19 protein-coding genes are annotated in these 18,953 nt (G+C 72.3%); 6 read left to right on the top strand and 13 right to left on the bottom strand.

The window, feature by feature from the left end:
- The gene (locus ACFCZF_RS13025; protein WP_019325174.1) at nucleotides 1-195 is read left to right on the top strand and encodes a DUF1918 domain-containing protein; all 195 of its coding nucleotides are present in this window, start codon (nucleotides 1-3) and stop codon (nucleotides 193-195) included.
- A 12-nt stretch (nucleotides 196-207) separates the two neighbouring features.
- Here ACFCZF_RS13025 and ACFCZF_RS13020 read toward each other — a convergent pair whose 3' ends face one another.
- Nucleotides 208-1,497, bottom strand: a complete 1,290-nt coding sequence (locus tag ACFCZF_RS13020; RefSeq protein WP_376671711.1) for a glycoside hydrolase family 10 protein — start codon at nucleotides 1,495-1,497, stop codon at nucleotides 208-210.
- Nucleotides 1,498-1,673: 176 nt separating this feature from the next.
- On the opposite strand from ACFCZF_RS13020, the gene ACFCZF_RS13015 reads away from it, so the two are divergent.
- Together ACFCZF_RS13015 and ACFCZF_RS13010 are read left to right on the top strand one after the other, a co-directional pair.
- On the top strand, nucleotides 1,674-2,546 hold the full coding sequence (locus tag ACFCZF_RS13015) for a 3-hydroxybutyryl-CoA dehydrogenase (protein ID WP_375922416.1): 873 nt from the start codon (nucleotides 1,674-1,676) through the stop codon (nucleotides 2,544-2,546).
- Between the two features lie 182 nt (nucleotides 2,547-2,728).
- Nucleotides 2,729-2,986, top strand: a complete 258-nt coding sequence (locus tag ACFCZF_RS13010) for a hypothetical protein (protein ID WP_375922419.1) — start codon at nucleotides 2,729-2,731, stop codon at nucleotides 2,984-2,986.
- A 175-nt stretch (nucleotides 2,987-3,161) separates the two neighbouring features.
- Here ACFCZF_RS13010 and ACFCZF_RS13005 read toward each other — a convergent pair whose 3' ends face one another.
- The 9 genes from ACFCZF_RS13005 to infC all read right to left on the bottom strand — a co-directional run bounded on the left by ACFCZF_RS13005 (nucleotide 3,162) and on the right by infC (nucleotide 13,083).
- Nucleotides 3,162-3,689, bottom strand: coding sequence for an NUDIX hydrolase (locus ACFCZF_RS13005; RefSeq protein WP_376671710.1), 528 nt, complete (start codon nucleotides 3,687-3,689; stop codon nucleotides 3,162-3,164).
- Between the two features lie 118 nt (nucleotides 3,690-3,807).
- Nucleotides 3,808-5,148 carry a transcriptional regulator gene (locus ACFCZF_RS13000; protein WP_375922422.1) on the bottom strand — a complete coding sequence of 447 codons (1,341 nt, stop codon included), beginning with the start codon at nucleotides 5,146-5,148 and terminating at the stop codon, nucleotides 3,808-3,810.
- Between the two features lie 442 nt (nucleotides 5,149-5,590).
- Nucleotides 5,591-8,113 carry a phenylalanine--tRNA ligase subunit beta gene (gene pheT, locus ACFCZF_RS12995; RefSeq protein ID WP_376671709.1) on the bottom strand — a complete coding sequence of 841 codons (2,523 nt, stop codon included), beginning with the start codon at nucleotides 8,111-8,113 and terminating at the stop codon, nucleotides 5,591-5,593.
- Nucleotides 8,113-9,234 carry a phenylalanine--tRNA ligase subunit alpha gene (gene pheS, locus ACFCZF_RS12990; protein WP_376671708.1) on the bottom strand — a complete coding sequence of 374 codons (1,122 nt, stop codon included), beginning with the start codon at nucleotides 9,232-9,234 and terminating at the stop codon, nucleotides 8,113-8,115. Before pheS ends, pheT begins: the two co-directional genes overlap by 1 nt.
- A gap of 170 nt (nucleotides 9,235-9,404) precedes the next feature.
- Nucleotides 9,405-10,544: an ATP-binding protein gene (locus ACFCZF_RS12985; RefSeq protein WP_376671707.1), complete on the bottom strand. Its 1,140-nt coding sequence runs from the start codon at nucleotides 10,542-10,544 to the stop codon at nucleotides 9,405-9,407.
- A gap of 50 nt (nucleotides 10,545-10,594) precedes the next feature.
- Nucleotides 10,595-11,443: a TrmH family RNA methyltransferase gene (locus ACFCZF_RS12980; RefSeq protein ID WP_376671706.1), complete on the bottom strand. Its 849-nt coding sequence runs from the start codon at nucleotides 11,441-11,443 to the stop codon at nucleotides 10,595-10,597.
- A gap of 203 nt (nucleotides 11,444-11,646) precedes the next feature.
- Nucleotides 11,647-12,030 (bottom strand): 50S ribosomal protein L20, encoded by a 384-nt coding sequence (gene rplT, locus ACFCZF_RS12975; RefSeq protein WP_003977226.1) that lies wholly within the window; start codon nucleotides 12,028-12,030, stop codon nucleotides 11,647-11,649.
- Between the two features lie 96 nt (nucleotides 12,031-12,126).
- Nucleotides 12,127-12,321 (bottom strand): 50S ribosomal protein L35, encoded by a 195-nt coding sequence (gene rpmI, locus ACFCZF_RS12970; protein ID WP_003977225.1) that lies wholly within the window; start codon nucleotides 12,319-12,321, stop codon nucleotides 12,127-12,129.
- A gap of 108 nt (nucleotides 12,322-12,429) precedes the next feature.
- The gene (gene infC / locus ACFCZF_RS12965) at nucleotides 12,430-13,083 is read right to left on the bottom strand and encodes a translation initiation factor IF-3 (RefSeq protein WP_375915165.1); all 654 of its coding nucleotides are present in this window, start codon (nucleotides 13,081-13,083) and stop codon (nucleotides 12,430-12,432) included.
- A 386-nt stretch (nucleotides 13,084-13,469) separates the two neighbouring features.
- Between infC and ACFCZF_RS12960 the strand changes: the two genes are divergently transcribed.
- Nucleotides 13,470-13,826: a DUF1844 domain-containing protein gene (locus tag ACFCZF_RS12960; RefSeq protein WP_376671705.1), complete on the top strand. Its 357-nt coding sequence runs from the start codon at nucleotides 13,470-13,472 to the stop codon at nucleotides 13,824-13,826.
- On the opposite strand, the gene ACFCZF_RS12955 is transcribed toward ACFCZF_RS12960, so the two are convergent.
- Nucleotides 13,817-14,560, bottom strand: a complete 744-nt coding sequence (locus ACFCZF_RS12955; RefSeq protein ID WP_376671704.1) for an SseB family protein — start codon at nucleotides 14,558-14,560, stop codon at nucleotides 13,817-13,819. The genes ACFCZF_RS12960 and ACFCZF_RS12955 overlap by 10 nt on opposite strands.
- A gap of 90 nt (nucleotides 14,561-14,650) precedes the next feature.
- Here ACFCZF_RS12955 and ACFCZF_RS12950 point away from each other — a divergent pair, with 90 nt between their 5' ends.
- Nucleotides 14,651-15,097, top strand: coding sequence for a TIGR03618 family F420-dependent PPOX class oxidoreductase (locus ACFCZF_RS12950; protein ID WP_376671703.1), 447 nt, complete (start codon nucleotides 14,651-14,653; stop codon nucleotides 15,095-15,097).
- Between the two features lie 18 nt (nucleotides 15,098-15,115).
- Nucleotides 15,116-15,994: a hypothetical protein gene (locus tag ACFCZF_RS12945; RefSeq protein ID WP_376671702.1), complete on the top strand. Its 879-nt coding sequence runs from the start codon at nucleotides 15,116-15,118 to the stop codon at nucleotides 15,992-15,994.
- Here ACFCZF_RS12945 and mycP read toward each other — a convergent pair.
- Nucleotides 15,979-17,163 carry a type VII secretion-associated serine protease mycosin gene (gene mycP, locus ACFCZF_RS12940; protein WP_376671778.1) on the bottom strand — a complete coding sequence of 395 codons (1,185 nt, stop codon included), beginning with the start codon at nucleotides 17,161-17,163 and terminating at the stop codon, nucleotides 15,979-15,981. The two genes, ACFCZF_RS12945 and mycP, sit on opposite strands and share 16 nt — an antisense overlap.
- Nucleotides 17,164-17,264: 101 nt before the next feature.
- Nucleotides 17,265-18,077, bottom strand: coding sequence for a hypothetical protein (locus tag ACFCZF_RS12935; protein ID WP_376671777.1), 813 nt, complete (start codon nucleotides 18,075-18,077; stop codon nucleotides 17,265-17,267).
- Nucleotides 18,078-18,953 lie beyond the last annotated feature (876 nt).

The raw sequence follows: 18,953 nt of genomic DNA, 5'->3' as shown, positions 1-18,953 counted from the left end.
ATGCGAGCAACCAAGGGCGACCAGCTGATCCAGCACGGCCGGGTTGTCGGTGAGCACGACAAGGTCGCGGAAATCGTCGAAGTCATGGGCAAGGAGGGCGCACCCCCGTACCGGGTCAGGTTCGAGGACGGGCACGAGGCGGTGTGCTCGCCCGGCCCCGACTCCGAGATCCGGCACAGGGAGATCCAGCTCTAGCCGGCGTCATTCCTACCCGTCGTGGCGGGAGGTGCCGGCCGCTCGCGCGTAGTGGTCGGCACTCACCCGCGCCATCGCCCCGATCCGGTCCTCCGCCACCTCCTTCGCGGAGAAGAAGACGTGCCCGCGCACCTCGGGGTGTTGCTGGGCCAGCGTGAGGTGCCGGGACAGTTCGGCGGGGTCCTGCCACGCGGCGGGCTGCGCCGGGTCGCCGGCCTTGTACAGGGCCTCACCCGCGTACAGCTGCGTCCGGCTGCCCTTGGCCACCTCCGCCCACCAGGGGAGCAGCTTCGCGTAGTCGGCGGCGTCCAGGCCGATGTTCCAGTACAGCTGCGGCACGATGTAGTCGAGCCAGCCCTCGCGCACCCACTTGCGGGTGTCCGCGTGCAGGTCGTCGTACGTCTGCACGCCCGCCCTGGTGTCCGAGCCCTTCGCGTCGGTGGCCGCGTTGCGCCACACCCCGAACGGGCTGACCCCGAAGCGGGCGGCCGGGCGGACCTTCTTGACCCGCTCCGCGGTCTCGCGCACCAGCAGGTCGATGTTCTCCCGCCGCCAGGCGGCCTTGGTGGCGAAGCCGCTGCCGAAGGTGCTGTAGGTGCCGCCGTCGTCGAAGCTCTGGCCCGCCACCGGGTAGGGGTAGAAGTAGTCGTCGAAGTGGACGCCGTCCACGGCGTACTTCCCCACCGCGTCCATCATCGCGTCCTGGACGAAGGCCCGGACCTCGGGCAGTCCCGGGTTGTAGTAGAGCTTCCCGCCGTACGGCACGAGCCATCCGGGGTTCTTGCGGCCGGGGTGTGAGGGCACCAGGCGGGCCGGGTCGTCGTGCGTGGCGACGCGGTACGGGTTGAACCAGGCGTGCAGCTCCAGGCCGCGGGCGTGGGCCTCCTGCACGGCCGTGCCCAGGGGGTCCCAGCCCGGGTCGCGGCCCTGGCTGCCGGACAGGTACTCCGACCACGGCTCGTACGCCGACGGCCACAGCGCGTCGGCCGTCGGACGCACCTGGAAGATCACCGTGTTGAGGCGGTGCCGGACCGCGTTGTCGAGGTGCTCGATCAGTTCCGCGCGCTGCTCGGCGGCACGCAGCCCCGCGCGGGTGGGCCAGTCGCGGTTGGCCACCGTGGCCAGCCACATGCCCCGCATCCCGGTGACGGCACGACGGGCGGGCGGTCCCGCCGCGGGGCCGCCCGGTGCTGTCGGCGGGGTCGGTGCGCCGGACGGGATCGGCGCCGCCGACGCCCGGGGCGCCATGGTGAACGCCGACAACGCCGCCACCGTGAAGGCACGACGCGAGACACGGCCCATGGGAAGACCTCCTGAACGCATGGGATCCGCACGGTCACGGATCGTGAGGGGGAACCCAGCATGCCCGACCCGGGAGACGGATCCGTGACCATTCGGAGGTAACGTGCTCGATCGGAGCAGGCACCGGGGACCCCGACGCGCCTGCTGCCAGCCTTGAAGTCAGCGAAAGGGACGATGTGACCGGCATCTCGGGAGATATCACACGCGTCGGCGTGGTGGGCTGCGGTCAGATGGGGGCGGGCATCGCCGAGGTGTGCGCCCGCTCCGGTCTGGAGGTGATGGTCGCCGAGACCACCGGCGAAGCCCTGGAGATCGGCCGGACCCGGCTGTACAACTCGCTCACCAAGGCCGCCGAGCGCGGCAAGATCACCGAGGAGGAGCGGGACGCGACGCAGGCGCGCCTGAGCTTCACCACCGACCTCGGCGAGTTCGCCGACCGTGATCTGGTGATCGAGGCCGTCGTCGAGAACGAGCAGGTCAAGACCGAGATCTTCCAGGTGCTCGACCAGGTCGTGACCCGGCCGGACGCGATCCTGGCCTCCAACACCTCCTCGATCCCGCTGGTGAAGCTGGCGGTCGCCACCTCGCGGCCCGACCACGTCATCGGCATCCACTTCTTCAACCCGGCCCCGGTGCAGCAGCTGGTCGAGCTGATCCCGGCGCTCACCACCTCCGAGGGCACGCTCAGCCGGGCGCAGCTGTTCACCGAGAAGGTGCTCGGCAAGCACTCCATCCGCGCCCAGGACCGCTCCGGCTTCGTGGTCAACGCGCTACTGATCCCGTACCTCCTCTCCGCGATCCGGATGTTCGAGTCGGGCATCGCCAGCCGCGAGGACATCGACAACGGCATGGAGATGGGCTGCGCCCATCCGATGGGCCCGCTGAAGCTGTCCGACCTGATCGGCCTGGACACGGTCTCCTCGGTCGCGTACTCGATGTACGAGGAGTACAAGGAGCCGCTGTACGCCGCTCCCCCGCTGCTCCAGCGCATGGTCGACGCGGGCCGCCTCGGCCGCAAGAGCGGTTCGGGCTTCTACTCGTACGGCTGACACGGAGAGTGACGATCCGCGGGCCCGGTACCTGACGAGGTGCCGGGCCCGCGGCATTCACACGGCGTGTGCGCACCGGGCCCGCATATGCCGCTCGCACACTCTCCCCGCGCGCCCACCAGGCGAGTTGACTCACCATGCACATGCAAGGGACGTGAGACGACTACGGAAAGGAGCGGTTCGTGACCGCCGATCCCGAGCATTCCGTCCATCAGGGAGAACTCGCAGAGTTACGGCGCCGGCTCGATGTGGCGTACGCCCGCGTCGAGGGCGGGCTGGCCCTGCTCTCCCATCGCACCGAGGAGAGCGCCAAGGAGTTGGAGGAGCTGAACGCCCGGCTGACCGCCCTGGAGCACGCCCGCTGGCCGCTTCCCTCGATCGCGGTCCTCACCGCCCTGGGCGCCCTGGTCGTGGCGGTGTGGCAGGCCCTCGGGCACTAGGGCCTGTCTGACAATTCCCGCCTGCCTCGCGACGCCATGCACGCACTCTCGCCGCACCGGGCGCAAAGCCAAGTACATCCAGTACGAGGCTCTGCGCCCGGCACGCCGAGAGCACGCACCTGACGCCGCGAGGCCGCCCTCCGGGCGACGACGCGAATTGTCAGACAGGCCCTAGCTAGGACCGGAGATGGTGCAGCAGGAGTAACGCGGCCGCCATGTTGGCGGCCGGGACCTCCCCGCGGGCGACCATGTCGGGAACGAGCTTGAGGGGGACCCATTCCCGGCGGTCCGACTCGAAGTCGTCCACGGGGTGTCCGACGTACGCGCCCTCGTCGGCCCAGTAGATGTGGTGCCGGGCGTCGGTGAGGCCGTTGGACGGCTCCACGCTCATGAGGTGGCGCAGCGGTCCCGGCCGCCAGCCGGTCTCCTCCTCCAGTTCCCTGGCCGCGGCCACCGCTATGTCCTCGCCGTCCTCGACGACACCGGCCGCGAGTTCCCAGCCCCAGCTGTCGGTGATGAACCGGTGCCGCCACAGCAGGAGGACCTCGCTCGCCTCGTTGACGACCGTGGCCACGGCCACGGGGCGCATCCGTATGAGGAAGTGGTCGAGATGCCGGCCGTCCGGTAGCCCGACGTCGGCGAGATTGACGCTGAACCAGCGGTTTGAGTACACGGTTTGTTCGTTCTCTTTCGTCCACTGCACTGTTCTGCCACCTTTCCTGGAGTAGGTGGCAATATCGCAGCAGTGGCGTCCCGGCAGCAGGCGCACGGCGGCCGCTCACGGCGCAGCGGCGGGCGCAGGGCGCCCGGGGACCTGGCGGTCACAGGGGTACGCGCAGCGCCCCGTCGATGAGTTCGGCGGCCTCCGCGGTACCCGCGCAACCGCTGCGCACCAGGTGCTCGCGGACCGCGCGGAGTCTGTCGCGCAGGCGCTGGGACTCCATGCCCCGAGCCTGTTCGGCCATCTGCACCGCGGTTGCCACCGCCTTGTCGGCGTTGCCCTGGCGCAGTTCGATCGTGCTGAGCATGGCGAGCCGGTGCACGCGGCCCCGGTCGTGCGCGGGGTTGTCGACGGCCGCCGCGGCGTGCTCGCCCGCCGCCGCCAGTTCCCCGAGGCTCAGCAGCGCCTCCGCCACCTGGACGTTGACCAGGCCGGGCTGGACATAGCCGGTCTCGTCGGGTTCGTATCCGCGCCGGATGCGTTCGGCGGCCTGCTCGGCCCGCCGGATGCAGGACAGGGCGCTCGTGCCGTCGCCGAGGTGGGCGTACGCCTTCGCCTGCATCGCGTACAGGTCGGATGCGAGGGCCGGGGTGATGTGCCGTCCGGCGGCGCGCAGGGCGGCCTCGGCGAAGGCGACGGCCTGCCGGTTCTCCCGCATGAACAGCGCCTGGTTGACCAGCAGGGCGATGACGTAGGCGCCCAGGCCCCGGTCCCCGCTGGCCTTGGCGAGCCGCAGGGCCTGGTGGAAGTAGCGCTGCGCGAGGCCGTGCGCGTCGGAGTCGTACGCGCAGATGCCGGCGACGGCGACCAGACCGCCGGTGGCCCGGTGCAACTGGCGGCCGGTGGCGTCCGTGTAACTGCCGCGCAGCAGCGGGGCGGCCTCGGAGTTGAGGAACCCGACGATGCGGGCGCGGGTCGCCACGCCGCCGGCCTTGCGGTACATCTGCTCGTAGTGGGCGCGGGCGCAGCGCAGCGTCTCCAGGTCTCCCGCGGTGACTCGGTGCCGGCCGCCACGGGAGACGTCCACGTCCTCGGGCGGGTTCTCCCACTCCCACACCGGCATCACGGCGGGCGTACCGGTGAGCGCGGGAGCGCCGAGGATGTGCGGGCGCTGCTGCTGGTCGGAGCGCCACAGTGCGGTCGCACGCTCCACGAACCCGGACAGTGAACCGGTGTGCGGGGCGGCCGGCTCACCGGGCACGCCGAGGCCGATGTCGTCGAGGGTGACGGGGCGGTGCAGCCGGGACGCGAGAACCTCGCAGATCAGGTCGGGCACCTGACCGCGCGGTCGCTGTCCCTTCAACCACCGGGCGACGGCGGTGTGTTCGTACCTCAGCGCGAGCCCGCGCGCTCTCCCCGCCTGGTTGACGTGCGCGGCGAGTCCCGCGTGCGAGACCCCGGCCTCGTCGAGGATCGCGTCGAGCAGGGTGTTGGGCTGCATGGGTGCCCCCCGGTGACTCGGTGCCGACAGCGTAGTGCGTCGGTCTTCACACGGGGTGTGAACGGAGTACGCGCATCCGTACCGTGTGCGCACTGTCGCGGAGAGTTCCGGGACGGTTGACTTAACTGCCTCGAAAGAGGCCGGCCGGGCCGCCGGCTCCCCCTCGTACAGTGCGGCGGCCCGTTTCCACGCCGTCCGCCCGGCTGCCTGCCCGACACTCCGTGGCGGGGCGGACGGCGCGCTGGCTCCGCCGGTTGCGTGGAGGATTGCGGCGCGTCGTCGGCCGCGGGCACGTCGTGGTTGCTCGCGCAGTTCCCCGCGCCCCTGAAAGAAGGCACGTTGCCCTGACGCCCCTTTTAGGGGCGCGGGGAACTGCGCGACCGGCCACCGACTACCCGCAGTCGCCAAATCGGCAGAAGCCCCCCGCCCCTCGGGCGAATCCCTAACTACGCAGCACCGCTCCAACACGCTCGCCCGCGAGGGCGACCGCCGCATCGCGGGCAGCCGACGCCTCGTCGACCGTCAGCGTCCGGTCCCCCGCACGGAAGCGCAGCGCGTACGCCAGGGACTTGCGCCCCTCGCCCAGCTGCTCCGCGTTGCCGTAGACGTCGAACAGCCGGATGGACTCCAGCAGTTCACCGGCGCCCTCGCGCAGCGCGGCCTCGACCTCCGCCGCCGGGACGAACTCGTCGACGACCAGCGCGACGTCCTGCGTGGCGACCGGGAACGTGGAGATGCCCGGCGCCTGCGGAGTGTCGTCGCCGACCCGCTCCACGGCGTCGAGGTCCAGCTCCATCGCACAGCTGCGCGCGGGCAGGCCCAGCGTCTTCAGGACGCGCGGGTGCAGCTCACCGGCGTGTCCGACGACCCGCTCGGTGCCGTCGACGGTGACCGTCAGCTCGGCGCAGCGGCCCGGGTGCCACGGACCGTACTGGCCCTTGCGGAAGCCCAGTTCGGCACCGGCCTCGCGGGCGACGGACCGGGCGGCCTCGATGGCGTCGGCCCAGTCGGCCGGACGGCCCTTGCCCCACCAGCCGGCCTGCTCGCGGGCGCCGGTCATGACGACGGCGACGTGCCGCGGCTGGTCGGGCAGCGCGGCGTCCAGCGCGGTGAGGTCGTCCTCGCCGGGGCGCCGGTCGACGGGCAGGTTGGCGGCGGCCTTCCGCTCGTCGCGCGGGTGGAAGACCAGGCCGGTCTCGAACAGCGCCAGGTCGTGCGAGCCCCGGCCGTCGTTGCGCCGCAGCGCGCCGAGCAGCCCCGGCAGCAGCGTGGTCCGCAGCGCGGGCTCCTCGTCGCTGAGCGGGTTGACCAGCTTGACGACGCGGCGGGCCGGGTCGTCGGCGTCCAGCCCGAGCTGGTCGAAGACCTGCTCGCTGACGAACGGGTAGTTCGGCGCCTCGACGTAACCGGCGCCGGCCAGCACCCGGCCGACGCGGCGGTGCAGCCGCTGCCGGGAGGTCAGGCCGCGGCCCGCCGGGGGCCTGGGCAGCGTGGAGGGCAGGTTCTCGTAGCCCTCCAGGCGGATGACCTCTTCGGCCAGGTCGTTCGGGTCGGTGAGGTCGGGCCGCCAGGACGGCACGGTGACGATCAGCTCGTCCTGGCCGTACACGTCGCAGCCGACCTCCTGGAGGCGGCGTACGACAGTCTCGCGGCCGTACGTGACGCCCGCGACCTTGTCCGGGTGATCGGCCGGGACGCTGATGGTGTGCGGCGCGGACGGGGCGCTGATCTCGGTGACACCGGCCTCGGCGGTGCCGCCCGCGAGCAGCACGAGCAGGTCGACGGTCCGCTGGGCGGCCGCCGCCGCGGCCTGCGGGTCGACGCCGCGCTCGAAGCGGCGGGAGGCCTCGGAGGACAGCTTGTGGCGGCGGGCGGTGCGCGCGATGGACACCTGGTTGAAGTGGGCGGCCTCGATGACCACGTCGGTCGTCGCGTTGCCCCCGTTCTCGGCGGCACCGTGGTCCGCGATCTCCGTGTTGGCGCCGCCCATGACGCCGGCGAGGCCGATCGGGCCGCGGTCGTCGGTGATGACGAGGTCCTCGGCGTGCAGCTTCCGCTCGGTGCCGTCGAGGGTGACGATCTTCTCGCCCTCCGCGGCCCGGCGTACGCCGATGGTGCCCTGGACCAGGGAGCGGTCGTAGGCGTGCAGCGGCTGGCCGAGCTCCATCATCACGTAGTTGGTGACGTCGACGGCGAGCGAGATCGGGCGCATGCCGACCTTCTGGAGACGACGCTGGAGCCAGATCGGGGAGCGGGCCTCGGAGCTGAGGCCGGTCACCGTGCGGGCGGTGAAGCGGTCGCAGCCGGTGGGGTCGGCGATCTTCACCGGGTAGCCGTAGGCGTTCGGTCCCGGCACGTCGAGCAGGGCCGGGTCGCGCAGCGGCAGGCCGTAGGCGATGGCGGTCTCGCGGGCGACGCCGCGGATGGACAGGCAGTCGCCGCGGTTGGCGGTGACGGCGATGTCCAGGACCTCGTCGACCAGTTCGAGCAGCTCGATGGCGTCCTTGCCGACCTCGGTCTCCGGCGGCAGCACGATGATGCCGTGGCTGCCGTCGTCACCCATGCCCAGCTCGTCGCCGGAGCAGATCATGCCGTGGGACGTCTTGCCGTAGGTCTTGCGGGCGCTGATCGAGAAGCCGCCGGGCAGGGTGGCGCCGGGGAGGACCACGACGACCTTGTCGCCGACGGCGAAGTTCCGGGCGCCGCAGACGATCTCCTGGGGCTCACCGGTGCCGTTGGCCTGGCCGACGTCGACGGTGCAGAAGCGGATCGGCTTCTTGAAGCCCTCCAGCTCCTCGATGGTCAGCACCTGGCCGACGACGAGGGGGCCCTTGAGGTCGGCACCGAGGTGCTCGACGGTCTCGACCTCGAGGCCGGCCGAAATGAGCTTGGCCTGGACGTCGCGGCCGGTCTGCGTGGCCGGCAGGTCGACGTACTCCCGCAGCCAAGAAAGCGGGACCCGCATCAGATCTCCATCCCGAACGGCCGGGTGAAGCGCACATCACCCTCGACCATGTCTCGCATGTCCTCGACGTTGTGGCGGAACATCAGCATCCGCTCGATGCCGAACCCGAAGGCGAAGCCGCTGTACTTCTCCGGGTCGACGCCGCAGGCGGTGAGCACCCGCGGGTTGACCATGCCGCAGCCGCCCAGCTCGATCCAGCCCTCGCTGGAGCAGGTGCGGCAGGGCCGGTCGGGGTTGCCGACGGACGCGCCCTTGCAGACGTAGCAGAGCATGTCCATCTCGGCGGACGGCTCGGTGAAGGGGAAGAAGTTGGGCCGCAGCCGGGTCTTCATCTCCGCGCCGAACAGCGACTGGACCATGTGGTCCAGGGTGCCCTTGAGGTCCGCCATGGTGAGGCCCTCGTCGATGGCGAGCAGCTCGACCTGGTGGAAGACGGGGGTGTGCGTGGCGTCCAGCTCGTCGGTGCGGTACACGCGGCCGGGGCAGATCACGTAGACCGGCAGCTCACGCTCCAGCGCGGAGCGGATCTGCACGGGCGAGGTGTGGGTGCGCAGCACGACGCCGGACTCGGTGCCGCCCTGCGGTCCCTCGACGAAGAAGGTGTCGGCCTCGCCGCGGGCCGGGTGGTCCGGGCCGATGTTCAGGGCGTCGAAGTTGAACCACTCGGCCTCGGCCTCGGGGCCCTCGGCGACCTCGTAGCCCATGGCCACGAAGACATCCTCGATGCGCTCGGAGAGGGTGGTGAGCGGGTGGCGGGCGCCGGCCGGTACGCGGTCGTAGGGCAGCGTGACGTCCACGGCCTCCTCGACCAGGACGCGCGCGTCGCGCTCGGCCTCCAGCTCGACCTGGCGGGCGGCCAGCGCCTTGTTCACGGCGCCGCGGGCCATGCCGACGCGCTTGCCGGCCTCGGCCTTGGCCTGCGGGGGCAGGGCGCCGATCTCGCGGTTGGCCAGCGCCAGCGGCGAGGTGCCGCCGGTGTGGGCGACCTTGGCCTCCTGGAGCGCGTCGAGGGAGTCCGCGGCGTCGAAGGCGGCGAGCGCCTCGTCCCGCATGCGCTCGATCTCTTCCGGTTTCAACGCCTCGACCTCGACAGGGTCGTACGACTTATTCGGTGCCGACATCTCTTCCCGTGCTTCCGATTGGCTGGCTGGGACGCCCCGTCTACGGTCCGGAGACGGGGCTGGGACGCTTCGTCTGCGGAACTGGACGCAAAGGTGCCAAAGACCGAGTCTAACGGGGCTGTGGAACGCTGATTACGCCCGTGGGGGTCGTCGGCCGCCTCTGGTGAGTCTCAGGTGAGGTACGCCGGTGCCGCCACGGGCAACGTAAATCGGAACTCGGCGCCGCCCCCGGGGGCGCGGCCGACGGTGATGGTGCCGCCGTGGGCTTCGACGATGCCCTTGACGATGTACAGCCCGAGGCCGGTGCCGCCGCGCTTGCTGCCCCGCCAGAAGCGGGTGAAGACGCGGTTCATGGACTCCTCCGGGATGCCGGCCCCTTCGTCGCTCACCGTGACCGACGTGCCGGCGTCCTCCCCTTCGCGGGGCGACGCCGTGGGCGTGATGTCAATGGTGACGGTTCCCTCGCCGTGCCGCACGGCATTTTCCAGCAGGTTGCTCAGCACCTGGTCGACCTTGTCCGGGTCGGCCCACAGGTCGGGCAGCGGCTGCGCGAGGCGGAGCAGGAAGCGGTCGGCCTCCTGGCCGGCGGCGACGTACGCCTGGATGTGGCGGCCGACGGCGGCGCCGATGTCGACGGGCTGGCGGCGGACCTCCAGCCGGCCCGAGTCGATCCGCGAGATGTCCAGCAGCTCGGCGATGAGCCGGGTGACCCGGTCGGCGTCGGCGTCGACGGTCTCCAGCATCAGCCGCTTCTGGTCGTCGGTGAACCTCTCCCACTTGGCCAGCAGGGTGGCCGTGAAGCCCTTGACGGAGGTGAGCGGGGAGCGCAGTTCGTGGGCGACGGTGGCGATCAGTTCGGCGTGGCTGCGTTCGGTGCGGCGGCGGGCCTCGGTGTCGCGCAGGGTCACGACGACGCGGTGCACGGGGCCGGTGGGCCGGGTGCGGACGTAGCGGGCGGAGACGAGGACTTCCCGGCCGCCGGGGAGGAGCAGGTTGCGTTCGGGCTGGCCGACGCGGATGGCGAGCCCGCCGTAGGGGTCGGTCAGCTGCCACCAGCGCCGGCCCTCGAGGTCCTCCAGGGGAAGCGCCTTCTCCAGCTGCTCGCCGAGGGCTTCGGCGGCGGGGACGGCGCTGATGCGGGCGGCGGCCGCGTTGAAGCAGACGACCCGGCCCCGCTCGTCCGCGACGACGAGGCCGTCGGGCAGCTCGTCGGGGTCGATGCCGAGGTCGGCGATATCGCCGGGTGTGCGGGGCGCGGGCGGACGCGGCGCCTCCCGTGCACCCGGTGCGCTGCTCGTGCCGACGCTCATCCCCGTACCCCACCTCTCAACCGCGCAGGGGCCTTGAGCTGGTCACCCTACTAGCTCTCGGTGACGGAGCGGCACCCTCCGGCGGCGCGCTGTGCACGCGCCGACGCGTAGAGACATACGGCGGCGGCGGTGGCGAGGTTCAGACTCTCGGCCTTCCCGTGGATCGGGACGCGCAGGACGGCGTCGGCGAGGGCGCGGGTCTCCTCCGGGAGCCCCCAGGCCTCGTTGCCGAACACCCAGGCGGTGGGCCCGCCCATGGTGCCGGCGTCCAGCTCGGCATCGAGGTCGTGCTCCCCTGCCCCGTCGGCGGCGAGGACCCGGACCCCGGCGTCCCTGAGCCCGGCGACGGCCCGCTCGACGGGTACGCCGACGGCGACCGGCAGGTGGAACAGCGAGCCCACGGAGGCGCGTACGGCCTTGGGGTTGTACAGGTCGACGGAGGCGTCGGTGAGCACGACGGCCTCGGCGCCGGCGGCGTCGGCGCAGCGCAGCACGGTACCGGCGTTGCCGGGGTCGCGGACGTGGGCGAGGACGGCGACGAGCGCCGGGCGGGCGGCGAGGATCTCGTCGAAGGGCGTGTCCAGGAACCGGCACACCCCGACCAGGCCCTGCGGGGTGACGGTGGTGGAGATGTCCTCGATCACCTGCTCGGCGGCGAGGTGGACGCGGGCACCGGCGTCACGGGCGGCGCCGATGATGTCGGCGTAGCGCTCGGCGGCCTCGACGGTGGCGAACACCTCGACGAGCGTGTCCCCGTACCCCGCGGCCTCCCGCACGGCCTGCGGCCCCTCGGCGAGGAACAGCCGCTCCTTACCCCGAAAGTTCCGCTTCGCCAGCCGCCGCGCGGCGAGGACCCGGGGGGAACGGGGGGAGATCAGCTCGGGGGTGGCGGGCGCCATGTGTTCCATCACCTTCACAAATGTCTCAACGCGGGGTGCGACTGTCTCGCCGCAAGGAGCGACGCCCCAGGGGCGCGGGGAACTGCGCGACCAGCCACGACGAACCCGCACCCAAACAACGACAGGAGGGGTGGCAGGCAACCGAAGGACCCGCAGGCTCAAAGCCTGCGGGTCCTTCGACGTCGGCTAAAGCCGGCGCAGCGTCACGCGGCCTTCGGCGCGTTGACGTCACTCGGCAGCGCCTTCTGCGCGACCTCGACGAGCGCGGCGAACGCGTTCGGGTCGTTGACGGCCAGCTCGGCGAGGATCTTGCGGTCGACCTCGACGTTGGCGGCCTTCAGGCCCTGGATGAAGCGGTTGTACGTGATGCCGTTGGCGCGGGCAGCGGCGTTGATGCGCTGGATCCACAGCTGGCGGAAGTCACCCTTGCGCTTCTTGCGGTCGTTGTAGTTGTAGACCAGCGAGTGGGTGACCTGCTCCTTGGCCTTGCGGTACAGGCGCGAACGCTGACCGCGGTAGCCGGAGGCCTGCTCGAGGATCGCCCGGCGCTTCTTGTGGGCGTTGACTGCCCGCTTGACGCGTGCCACTTTTTACTCCTTGTAGCGGGGCCGCGGTGGTCCTCACGCGGCCCGGTATCGATTGGGTCCCGGTCCTGCCGTACGGCGCTCAGTGGCGCCCGTACGTCACTTGCCGAGAAGCTTCTTGATCTTCGCGGCGTCGCCCGGGGCCATCTCGGCGTTGCCGGTGAGGCGACGCGTCACGCGGGACGACTTGTGCTCGAGCAGGTGGCGCTTGCCGGCGCGCTCACGGAGCACCTTGCCGGAGCCGGTGATCTTGAAGCGCTTGCTGGCACCGCTGTGCGACTTGTTCTTCGGCATAGCGCCGTTCTCTCCTCGTCGGTGGCGCTCCGATGCCCGGTCGTGAAACCGGGCACGGTGGAGCGTCGCTTGTATCGGTTACGTCCTGGGGACTGGCGTCCCCCGGGGTCACGCCTCGGCGGGTGCCTCGGCCGGAGCCTCGGCGTCCACGTCGTCGGACTCCGCGGCGTTCTGCGACTTGCCGGGGTTGGCCTTCGCGTCCGCCTTGCGGGCTTCCTGCGCCTGGCGAGCCTCGGCCATCGCCTCGGTCTTCTTCTTGTGCGGACCGAGGACCATGATCATGTTTCGGCCGTCCTGCTTCGGGTTCGACTCGACGAACCCGAGGTCGGCCACGTCCTCCGCGAGACGCTGCAGCAGTCGGTAGCCGAGCTCCGGCCGGGACTGCTCGCGACCACGGAACATGATCGTGATCTTGACCTTGTCGCCCTGCTTGAGGAACCGGACGACGTGACCCTTCTTGGTGTCATAGTCGTGCGGGTCGATCTTCGGCCGGAGCTTCATCTCCTTGATGACCGTGTGCGCCTGGTTCTTGCGCGCCTCACGGGCCTTCATGGCCGACTCGTACTTGAACTTCCCGTAGTCCATGAGCTTGCAGACAGGCGGACGGGCGTTCGCCGCGACCTCGACGAGGTCGAGGTCGTACTCCTGCGCAAGCTCCAGGGCCTTGGCAAGCGGAACAATCCCGACCTGCTCGCCGCTGGGACCGACAAGTCGCACCTCGGGAACGCGAATCCGGTCGTTGATGCGGGGCTCGGCGCTGATGGATCCTCCTCGGTAGCACCACGCGACGGTCTGGCGGACAGCCGCGTAACGTCTGTGTTCGATAGACCTAACCGCGCCGGCGCAACAAAAATGCCCCGGACGATCACAGGCGGGGCTCCTCGAACTACTACCGGAGCACCGTCGCGATGACCGCGGGGCGCGATTTCGGGCTGGTCGCCGCCGCTGGGACGGGACCGCCTGACCGGTGACCCGCCGTCCGTGGGACGGCCAGGTGGGAGTTCGAAAGCCTCCACTTGTGGGCCGGGCCCGCCGCCGTGGGGCGTGCGTGTCCGACCGGTCGTTACACAAGGTTAGCAGCTCGGCAGGGGAAGGGCTAACCGAGACCGAGTGGGGCCGCCCACCGCCCTGCGCCTATCGTGAGCGGCATGAGTGAGACCCCTCCTGAGACGCCCGACTTCGATGCCATGACCCGCGACATCGCCGAGGTTCCCGCGGTCGAGGTGATCGTGACGGTCGCCGTCAACCTGATGAGCGCCGCCGCCGTGAAGCTCGGACTGACCGAGGAGGGCGAGACGCACAAGGACCTGGACGAGGCCCGCAAGCTGGTGCACGCGCTGGCCGGTCTGCTCGACGCGACCGCGACCGAGATCAGCTCCTTCCACGCGGCCCCGCTGCGCGACGGCCTGAAGTCGCTCCAGCTGGCCTTCCGCGAGGCCTCGCTCGTCCCGGACGAGCCCGGCCAGGGACCGGGCGAGAAGTACACGGGGCCGATCTACGGCTGACCCTGATCCCTCACGTACAAGGGCTCGCCCGGCGGCGTCGCCCCGGCCGGCAGCAGTGCCAGGTCGAGGCCCCGCACCAGGCGGGCCCTCAGTGTTTCGTCGGCGGCAAGGCGCTCGGCGACGGCGCGGGCGGCCTGCGCCGGGTCGGCACCGGGCTCCAGTCGCAACGCCAGGGTGCCGTCGGCCCGTCCCGGCCCGAGGTGCGCCCGGAGCACGGCGGGCTCGGCCGCCACCGCGGCGCGTACGGCCTCGGCGACGGCCGGGTCCTCCAGCGGATCGGTCGTCGTACGGCCCTCGGCCAGCGCCAGCAGCACCGCTCCGGTCAGTTCGAACGGCACCGGACCGGCCAGGTCCAGTACGACCGTGTCCGCCTTCTCGTGCGCGGCGGCCTGCAACGCCTGGTGCACGGGTACGGCGACGGGGCGGGCCCCGGCGTCCCAGCGGGCGAGCGAGTCGGTGGAGGTGAAGGCGGGCAGGGCGGTGCGGTCGCCGGCCTTCAGCGTGGGTACGGCCATGTCACTGGTCTTCTCGCGGCGCAGCCCGTTCCCGTCCTCCTCCACCTCACCGAGGACGGCCACCACGGGCACGAGCAGGCGGGCGCCCTTGAGCGCCTCCAGCACGGGCGCCAGGGCGGTGCGGTCCTCGGCCCAGGCGGTGAGCGCCGCGCTCAGCCGGGGGTCGGCGGAGCCGTCGTCGTCGGAGAAGGCGGAGTCGGGGATGTTCTTGTCGGCCACGGTTCCCGACCCTAGTCGAGGGGGGCGGACCGCTTGCCGCGGGCTCCCCTGCCCGGCGGCGGTGCCGATCATGGTTGGTAGCCTCGCCGGATGACTGCGACCTTTGACGACGCCGTCCGCGCTCGACTCCGAGCTCCCCACATCTGGTACGTCGGCACCGTGTTCGCCGACGGAGCGCCGCAGGTCAGCCCCATGTGGGTGGACCTGGAGGGTGAGAACGAGCTCACGTTCAACACCTCGGTCGGCCGGGTGAAGGAGGAGAACCTGCGCCACGACCCCCGTGTCTACCTCTCGCACGCCGACGCCACCGACCCCTTCGACCGGGTACAGATCAGCGGTGTCGTGTCCCGCTTCGTCGAGGGCCGGGAGGCGCACGACCGGATGGACCGGCTGGCCCGCAAGTACCTGGGCAGCGAGCGCTTCGAGTGGATCATGCCGGGCGAGCAGCGGATCGCGGTGGTCGTGCGCCCGGTGAAGGTGCGGCACATCGTGGGGGTGGAGCGGTTCCGTCCCGGCGGTCCGGTGCCCGCTTCCTGAGCGCCCTTCGGCCGAGCCGTGGGCGACGGACGCCCCGGTGCGGGCGGCGCCGTATCGTCGTCGGCCTCGGCACCCTCGGGCGGGGAGGCATCGGTGGAGACGGTCGAGCCGGTCGTGGACCGTGACGCGCTGCTGGCCTCGGCCATGGCGTCGGTGACCGTGGCGGACGGCGCCGAGGTGTCCGTGGCGGTGCTCGACGCGGACTCCGGCGAGAGCGCCTCGTACGGCACGGGTGTCTTCGAGACGGCGAGCATCGTCAAGGTGGACATCCTGGCGGCGCTGCTGCTCCAGGCGCAGGACGCCGGGCGTGCGCTGACCGCGGCCGAGAAGTCGTACGCCGTCGCCATGATCGAGGACAGTGACAACGACTCGGCGTCGGCGCTGTGGCGGGCGATCGGGACGGCGGACGGGCTCGACGCCGCGAACGAGCGCTTCGGCCTGACGGGGACCGACGGCGGCGACGGCCCGCTGTGGGGGCTGACCCGGACCACGGCCGCCGACCAGGTCGCGCTGCTGCGGCAGGTGTTCGTGGCGGACGGTTCGGAGCTGAGCGAGGCGTCACGGGCGTATGTGCGTGGGCTGATGGGTCGGATCGCCGACGGTCAGCGGTGGGGTGTCTCGGCCGCGGCCGACGGTGGCGGCGGTGTCGATGGGTCCGGGTGGGCGCTGAAGAACGGCTGGCTGCGGCGCAGCACCACCGGACTGTGGGTCGTCAACAGCATCGGGCGGGTCACATCGGGTGGCCACGACCGCCTGGTGGCCGTGGTGTCGCGGGGCAGCGCGACCCAGGCGGAGGGGACCTCGCTCACCGAGGCGGCCGCACGTGCGGCGGTGTCCGTGTTCGCCGAGGAAGGCGGCACGGCCGGCGATGCCACCCCGACTCAGAAGTCGTCGTAGCGTTCGCGGCGGCCCCGCCACAGGACGACGGCCGCGACGATCATGACGCCGCCCGCGCTGCCGGCCAGCGGGGCCGCCCAGGCCGAGGTGTCGTCAGCGGAGGCCGGGGCGTCGGGGCCGGAGCCGAAGTACTTCTCGCCGTACGCCGCCGACTTCAGCCCTTCCGGCTTCAGCCGTCCGGCCGCCTCGATGGCGGCCGCGGGGTCCACGAAGCCGTAGCCGCGGGAGTCGTCGCGGCCCTCGGCGGGGGCGTTGCGGGCCGTGTCCTCCAGCAGGGACTTGACCTGGGCCGGGGTGAGATCCGGGTGGGCCGACCTCACGAGGGCGGCGGCGCCGGAGACGAAGGCGGAGGCGGCGCTGGTGCCCCAGCCCTCGTAGTACCGGTGGTCGGGGTCGGCGATGATCACGTCGACGCCGGGGGCGCTGACCGTGGCGTACCAGCGGCGGGTGGAGAAGGAGGCGCGGGTGCCGTAGCGGTCGACGGCGGTCGCGGCGATCACGCCAGGATAGGCGGCCGGGTAGGAGATGTGGTCGCCCTTCTCGCCGCCGTTGCCGGCGGAGGCGACGACGACCACGCCCTTCTTCAGGGCGTACTGGATGGCCTCGTCCTCGGCGGGTTCGGGGTGGGCGGAGGCCGAGTCGTCGCCGAGGGAGAGGTTGATGATGTCGGCGCCGTGGTCGGCGGCCCAGCGGATGCCCTCGGCGAGGGCGTTGCCGCGGGTCTTGCGGGCCTTGGCGCGGGACGGGTCACCGTCCTCCAGGATCACGCGCAGGGGCAGGATCTTCGCCTCCGGGGCGATGCCCATGACGCCCTCGGCGTTGCCGGCGCCGTGCCCGTGCCCGGCGATGATCCCGGCCATGGCGGTGCCGTGCCGGGCCCAGGCGCGGTCGCCCTCGCTCGCGCCGAAGCCGACCAGGTCCTTGCCGGTGAGGACGTTGCCGGTCAGGTCGGGGTGGTCGGCCTCCACGCCGGTGTCCAGGACGGCGACGGTGATGCCGGCGCCCTTGGTGGTCCCCCACGCCTCCCGTGTGTGCATGGCGTCCAGGGCCCACTGCTGGGCGCGGATGCCGTCGGCGTGCGCGGCGGGCGCCGGGACGAGGACGAGGGCGGCGGCGAGGAGGAGGCTCAGGGCACCTGTCCTGCGGGTCCGGGGCCCGGCGCGGTTCACGGCGGTGTCGGCGGGGTTCACGACGGTGTCGGCGGGGTTCACGACGGTGTCGGCGGGGTTCACGACGGTGTCGGCGGGGTTCACGACGGGGCTGACGGGGTTCACGACGTTTGCTCCGTGGCCGGGCCGACGTTCTTGCGCAGGGCGCGTTCGACGCGGTCGGCGATGCCCTGCGCCTCGTGGCCGAGACCGGCCTGGGCGGGGGCCGACGTGGCATCGGACTCCATGGCCTCCTCGGCGGGCTCCGGCTCGTCGACGGTGCGGGCGTCGGCCCAGCCGGACACGGCGTAGACGACGACGGGGGCGTCGGTGAGGACGGAGACGGTCCACGAGGCCCGCTGCCCCGCACCGAAGCCCGCGGCGACGGTGTCCTTCGCGGCGTACGGCAGCGGCATGAGGTCCTCTCGGCGGCCCAGGCCCTCCTTCTCGAACCGGCCCGCCAGCGAGGTCATGGCGGCGGCGTCGGCCTTGGCGAAGAGCAAGCCGACGGTGGTGACGTAGCTCTGGGTGGCGTCGGTGTAGGTGGCACGCAGCAGGCGCCGGCAGCCGATCGGGTCGAGGACCTTGGCCAGCAGCGGGTCGAAGGCACCCGCGCAGTCGCTGTCCGGGGCGACGGCGACACGTGTCCAGGTGCGGTCGGCGCCGCCGGGGCCCGCGCCCTGTCCCCGCACAGTGGCCGGGAACAGCTGGTCGACCGGCACGCTGTGCCACAGCTCTCCGGCCTCGGCGAACGCGCTGCGCGCGCCACCGTCCCCGGAGTCCCCGGCGAGCCAACTGCCGGTGACGGCACCGGTGACGAGTCCCAGCCCGAGCACGAGACAGACGGCCGCGGCGACGGCCTGGGGCCGCAGCCGCCCACCGAGCGGACGCGGCCGGGCAAGCTCGTCGTAGCCCTCGGGCTCCCCGAACGACACACGCGGCCGCCCGTCGCCGGGCGCCACCGGCGTGCTCCAGGAGAAGGCCGGGTCGGGGGTGGCGGCGCCCGGAGACAGGGCCGTCGGGTCGGAAGGCGGGGTGGGCGCCGGTCGTCGCCGCGGATGCGGTTCCGCACGGACGCCCGGTGCCGCTCGGACTCCCGATTCGGCTCGGACTCCCGATTCGGCTCGGACTCCCGGTTCCGCTCGGACTCCCGGTTCCGCTCGGACTCTCGGTTCCGCTCGGACTCCCGGTTCCGGAGCGGGCGCCAGTGCTGATTCCGGCGCCGGTGCCGGTTCTGCCGGGATCGGACGCAGGCGGGTGGTCGTCTCCGTCGGGGACTCCGCGGGAGCGGCGGACCGGCGGGGCTGCGCCTCCGGCGCCCCGCTCCCGCCCGGGGTCTCGCGGCCGACGTTCGGCGGGACGTCGGGGAAACGGGCGGAGGCTCGGGGTGGCGGGGGCGCGGGGTCGGTGCCCCGGGAATCGGCGAGCCGGAAGCGCGGGTAGTGGGGCCGGACACCGTCACCGGTGCCGGAGCCCTCGGGGTCGCCGTCCCTGCCCGGCGTGGACGGGCCGAGGTCCCGGCCGTCGCCCGAGGAGGCGGTTCCGTCCGCCCGGCCTTCCCCTGTCGCCGCACGATGCCCCGGGGCGTCGCCGTCCTCCGGTGCCGTGGCCGCGTCGGTGCCCCGGTGGGAGGCGGAGCGCGGAAGGTTCACGTCGCCGCCGCGCGCCGCCGGCGACTGGGACGGGCGAGGCGGGGTGCCGGGACGAGGCGGTGCCTCCGGGTGGGGCGGCGTGTCCGGGTGGGGCGGCGTGCCCGGGTGGGGCGGAGTACTCGGGTGAGTCGAGGTGCTCGGGTGAGGCACAGTGCCCGG

The sequence above is a fragment of the Streptomyces sp. NPDC056296 genome (assembly GCF_042268605.1).
In the GTDB taxonomy this organism is placed as follows: Bacteria; Actinomycetota; Actinomycetes; order Streptomycetales; family Streptomycetaceae; genus Streptomyces.
Note: the sequence above shows the minus strand (reverse complement) of the source record. Positions and strands in the feature narration are given on the sequence as shown.